General features: G+C 72.0%; 5 protein-coding genes. 1 reads left to right on the plus strand and 4 read right to left on the minus strand.

Features of this window, described 5'->3' with window-relative positions; translation table 11 throughout:
* Window positions 1-1,172: serine/threonine-protein kinase (locus C1I98_RS34980; protein ID WP_233508445.1), on the minus strand; the 1,172-nt coding region annotated here is incomplete at its 3' end.
* 250 nt (window positions 1,173-1,422) lie between these two features.
* On the opposite strand from C1I98_RS34980, the gene C1I98_RS34985 reads away from it, so the two are divergent.
* On the plus strand, window positions 1,423-1,815 hold the full coding sequence (locus C1I98_RS34985) for a thioesterase family protein (RefSeq protein ID WP_111171600.1): 393 nt from the start codon (window positions 1,423-1,425) through the stop codon (window positions 1,813-1,815).
* 97 nt (window positions 1,816-1,912) lie between these two features.
* Here C1I98_RS34985 and C1I98_RS34990 read toward each other — a convergent pair whose 3' ends face one another.
* From C1I98_RS34990 to C1I98_RS35000, 3 genes are all read right to left on the minus strand, one after another.
* The gene (locus C1I98_RS34990) at window positions 1,913-2,128 is read right to left on the minus strand and encodes a biotin/lipoyl-binding carrier protein (RefSeq protein WP_146607828.1); all 216 of its coding nucleotides are present in this window, start codon (window positions 2,126-2,128) and stop codon (window positions 1,913-1,915) included.
* Between the two features lie 38 nt (window positions 2,129-2,166).
* Entirely contained in the window at window positions 2,167-3,495 is a 1,329-nt protein-coding gene (locus C1I98_RS34995; protein WP_111171602.1) for an acetyl-CoA carboxylase biotin carboxylase subunit, read from the minus strand.
* A 183-nt stretch (window positions 3,496-3,678) separates the two neighbouring features.
* Window positions 3,679-4,959, minus strand: a complete 1,281-nt coding sequence (locus tag C1I98_RS35000) for an HD-GYP domain-containing protein (protein ID WP_111171603.1) — start codon at window positions 4,957-4,959, stop codon at window positions 3,679-3,681.
* Window positions 4,960-5,015 lie beyond the last annotated feature (56 nt).

Genomic DNA, 5,015 nt, shown 5'->3' on the forward strand with positions numbered 1-5,015 from the left:
ATCACCGAGGTGCTCAGCAGGCCCACCCGCCGCTTACCGGGGGCGACCCTCCTGCGCCCGCCGCCCCCCGAACCGCCTGAGGCGACCGTGGGCGGAGCCGGCGGGCCGTCGTGGCCCAGTGGTACCTGGACGGCCGAAGCGGCCGTCAGCGGCGCTCCGGGGCCGTCCGCCGCGACGGGCAGGCGCGCGCCGGTGGACGGAGGTCCGTAGCCGCCGGTGGGGGTGTCGTAGGAGGCGGCCTCCTGGTTGCCGCCTGTCTGGGCGGCGTAGTGGTCGTGGTAGGGGCCGGTCGGCTCCACGGGGCCGGCCGGTGGGCCGTGCGCGCCCCGTACGTCGTCAGGGTCGCCGAGCGCGGCCTGTCGCGCCGCCTCGCTCATCGCCGACGCGTCGCGGAAGCGGCGCGCCGGGTCCTTCGACAAAGCCTGCTCCACCAGCCGCCGTACCGGCGCGGGAATGTCGGCCGGCAGCGGCGGCGGCGCCTCCCTGATGTGCTTGAGCGCGATCGTCACCGGCGTGTCGCCGTCGAACGGCCGGTTGCCCGCCAGGCACTCGTAGGCGACCACGCCGAGGGCGTAGATGTCGACCGCAGGAGTGACCGGCGCGCCCTCGGCCTGCTCGGGCGCGCAGTAGGCGGCCGTGCCGAGGACCATGCCCACGTCGGTCAGCCGGCTCGCGGTGTCCGCGCGGGCGATCCCGAAGTCGGTCAGCACGAGCGTGCCGTCCGCCCGCACCAGCAGGTTGCCCGGCTTGATGTCGCGGTGCACGATCCCCTGTGCGTGCACGGCCGAAAGCGCCGAGGCGGCCTGCGCGATCAGCTCCATCGCCGCCTCCGGCGGGATGCGGCCCAGCCGGGCCAGCAGCCGGTCCAGCGGCTCGCCGTCGACGAACTTCATCACCAGGTACGTCTGCGCCCCCGCGTCCGGTACCTGATCGACGCCGTAGTCATAGACATCGACGACACCCGGATGGTTGATCGTGGCCATCGCCCGCGCCTCGTTGCGGAAGCGCGTCATGAACCCCGGATCGTCGGTGTGAACCGGCAGCAGCACCTTGACTGCCACGGTCCGCGCGAGGACCACGTCCTCCCCGCGCCACACCTCGCCCATGCCGCCGGCGCCGATGCGGGCGTCAAGGCGATAGCGCCCCGCCAGCGTCGTCCCTTGGGCCACCATGGTTCCCCCGTTACCCCCTGTCTCGTCAGAATCCCCCACCCCAGGACTGTCCAACAAAGCGGATTATTATCGCAGGGAGATAACGCCCGGGTCACGAAACCCGGTGGACCCGCGATCCGTCGTCACCCGCGGGGCTGCCGAATTTCCCAATAGGTGGTAAAGGGTAGGGCGTCGATCAGCCTACTCTCATCGTCTGCTCCGCGCAGCCCAGTGGCCCTATTCCGGAACACCGGCCTCTAGACTTGCCCGCATGACACCGGCTCCGGGGCTTCGCGCCGCGACACTCGTCATGGTCGAGCGCGAGGACACCGCGGTGAAACTGGGCAGCGGCGACGTGCCCGTGCTCGGCACCCCGCGACTGCTCGCCATCGCCGAGGCCATGACCGTCCGGGCCGTGGCCGGCCACCTCCCGCCGGGCCAGACGAGCGTCGGCACCCGCGTGGTGCTCGACCATCTGGCCGCGAGCCCGGTCGGCGCGCACGTCGAGGTGAGCGCGGAGCTGACCGAGGTGGACGGCAGGCGGCTGATCTTCGACTTCACCGCCCGGAGCGGGGAGACCCTGGTCGGGTCCGGCACGATCGAGCGGGCCGTGGTGGATCGGGAGAGGTTCCTCTCCCGGCTCGCCGGGCCCGGCGGCCGGTGATCTGTGCGGGGCTCAGGCGTCGTGGGGCCTCAGTCGTCGTGGGGCCTCAGTCGTCGTGGGGCCTCAGTCGTCGTGGGGCCTCAGTCGTCGTGGGGCCTCAGTCGTCGAGCAGGGCGATGAGGTCGCCTTCCTGTACCACATCTCCCTCGGCCACCTTGATCTGCGCGACCACGCCGGGATCTTCGGCCAGGACCGGGATCTCCATCTTCATCGACTCAAGGATGACGATCGTGTCGCCCTCCTCCACGGTGTCACCCTCGGCGGCGATGATCTTCCAGACGTTCGCCACCATCTCCGCGCGAATCTCTGCCACGGCGCACTTCCCTTCTTGGATCCAACTCTGCCAGGCCGCTACCGCATCCGAGACACCAGACCGGTGTCGTAGTCGCCGCCCGCGAACTCGGGCCGGTCGAGCAGTTCGGCGCAGAACGGAAGGTTGTTCTTGGGGCCGGTCACGGTGAACCCGGCGATCGCCCGGCGGGCGCGGTCCAGGGCCTCGGCGCGGGTCTCGCCGTACACGCACAGCTTGGCCAGCAGCGGGTCGTAGAACGGCGTCACCATGTTGCCCGCCGCGTAGCCGGAGTCGACGCGCACACCCTCACCGGCCGGCTCCTCCCAGACGTCGATCTTGCCAGGACCTGGCAGGAAACGCTTCGGGTCCTCGGCGTAGACGCGGAACTCCACGGCGTGCCCGCGCGGCTCGAGGATCGGCCCGACCGGCTCCCCCGCCGCGATCCTGAGCTGCGCCTCCACCAGGTCGATGCCCGTGACCAGCTCGGTCACCGGGTGCTCGACCTGAAGGCGGGTGTTCATCTCCAGGAAGACGAAGTCTTGCTTCTCGGCATCGACCAGGCACTCGACCGTACCGGCCCCGCGGTAGCCGACGGCCTCCCCCGCGCGCACCGCGGCCTTGAGCATGCGCTCGCGCAGGTCCTCGGTGATCCCCGGGGACGGCGACTCCTCCACCACCTTCTGGTGGCGGCGCTGCACCGAGCAGTCGCGCTCGCCCACCGCGACCACCCGGCCGTCGGCCAGGCCGAGGATCTGCACCTCGACGTGGCGGGCGCGCTCGATGTAGCGCTCCAGGAGGATCGCCGGGTCCCCACCGGACCGCGCGGCCGCCCTGGCCGCCGCCTCGAACGCCTTGACCAGGCCCTTCTCATCGCGAGCCACGCCCATGCCGATCCCGCCGCCACCGCCCGCGGTCTTCACCATGACCGGATAGCCGATCTCGGCGGCGGCTGCCACGGCCTGCTGGGCGTCGGTCACCGGGGTGCGGGTGCCGGACGCGACGGGCACTCCCGCCTGTTCCATCAGATTGCGGGCATTGATCTTGTCGCCCATCCGCTCGATCGCCTCGGGGGACGGGCCGATCCAGGTCAGGCCGGCGGCCACGACATCACGGGCGAAACCGGCGCGCTCGGACAGGAACCCGTAGCCGGGGTGGACGGCCTGTGCCCCGCTCGCCCGCGCGGCCTCCAGCACCTTGGCGGCGTCGAGGTAGCTCTGCCGGGGATCGGCGGGACCGAGCAGCACCGCGTCGTCGGCCTCCCGGACGTACGGGAGGTCGGCGTCGGCCTCGGAGTACACGGCCACGGCCCGCAGCCCCATCCGCCGGACCGTACGAATGATCCGCCGGGCGATCTCCCCCCGGTTGGCGACCAACACGGACTCGAACACCAGGCGGGCTCCTCACACTCGGGCGACCCTTGCGAAAGGGCCGGATGGCTACAACGGCTTCCCAGCCTAAGACCGCCGACCTGTGGAACCTTTCCGCCAAAACCACTGTCTAGGATGGCCATTTTTATAGCTTTCCTACAGTGTTCATGGCGCTCGCTCCGCTCGCGAGCGGAGCGAGCGCCATTAGAACCGCAGTGGGGTTAGGCGGGTGATGACGTGGGACATCGCCCCGACGACGGCGGGGTCGTATTCGGTGCCGGCGCCGAGGCGGAGGCGGTCGAGGGCGGCGGCGGCGCGGTCGCGGTCGGTGGAGCCGCCGACGAGGTCGTCGTAGTCGTTGGCGGCCTTGATGATGCGGCTGGCCAGCGGCGGGTCGGCGGAGCAGGGCTCGCACTGGCGGCGTACGACCTCGGCGACCGTGCCGAGTACGCCCGTCTGCCGGATGACCTCGGCGCCGAGTTCGGCGATCCGGGCCGCCTGCTCGGGGTCGGTGAGGACGGTGGCGCCGCCCGGGATGGGGTCGCGCAGCGAGAGCTGGCCGATGTCGTGCATCAGGGCGGCGTACTCAAGGTCCAGTAACTCCGACTCGGCCATCCCCAGCTCGCGGCCGACGGCCACGGCGAGGTGGCTGACCCGGCGGGAGTGGCCGGGTTCGACGTAGCCGCCGACCTCGGTGACCCGGGACAGGGCCCGGACGGTCTGCAGGTAGGTGGCGCGGATGCCGGCGTACTTGCGGAAGGCGACCTGGGTGACCAGCAGCGGCGCGGCGAACACCAGCAGGGCGGCCATGTCCATGCTGTGCGCGGCCAGCACGAGCAGGATGCCGGAGGCGGCGACGGCGGCGCCGAGGGGGGCGGCCATCCGGAGTTCGTCGCGAATGGCGACGGTCAGCGCCGTGCGTACCTGGACCGCGCGCAGCACGGCGGCGATCACGATGTCGGCCAGCATGGTCCCGAGGATCATCAGGGCGATCACGCCGAGCGCCGGGGTCCAGGTGCCGGTGTCGCCCTTGGTCATGTCGTAGAGCGGCCCGGCCAGCGGCCGGAAGGCCAGCGCGAGGAGCGCGGCGGTGAGCAGCCGCCTGGCCACCGCGTCGAGCCGCGGGGTGCGGCCGACCGCCAGGTGCGGCAGCGCGCCCGCCACCATGCCCACCGCGAGGACCGCGACCACCTGAAGCGCCGGGTGCTGGACCGGCCGCCCGCCCATGTCCAGGAGCAGCGTGTAGCCCAGCGCCGCCGCGGTGCCGATCGGCGCGACCTCGCGGTTGCCCGGCATGGTGAGCCTGGCCAGCTCCCCGGTGGCGACCAGCGCGCCGAAGCCGACCGCGATCGGCGGATCGAGCAGCCCGCCCGCGACCGTGTGCGCGATCCCCACGACGGAGACCAGCCCCGCCGCGCAGATGAGCAGCAACTGCGCGGTGTCGAGCCGTTGCCAGGCCGGGGGCGGTTGCGCGGCGTCGCTCACCGCTCCGACACCACCTGGATGGGCGTGGTGGGGTCGTCGTGGTCCTTGAGCGTGGT

The organism is Spongiactinospora gelatinilytica (assembly GCF_003236385.1).
Lineage (GTDB): Bacteria > Actinomycetota > Actinomycetes > Streptosporangiales > Streptosporangiaceae > Spongiactinospora > Spongiactinospora gelatinilytica.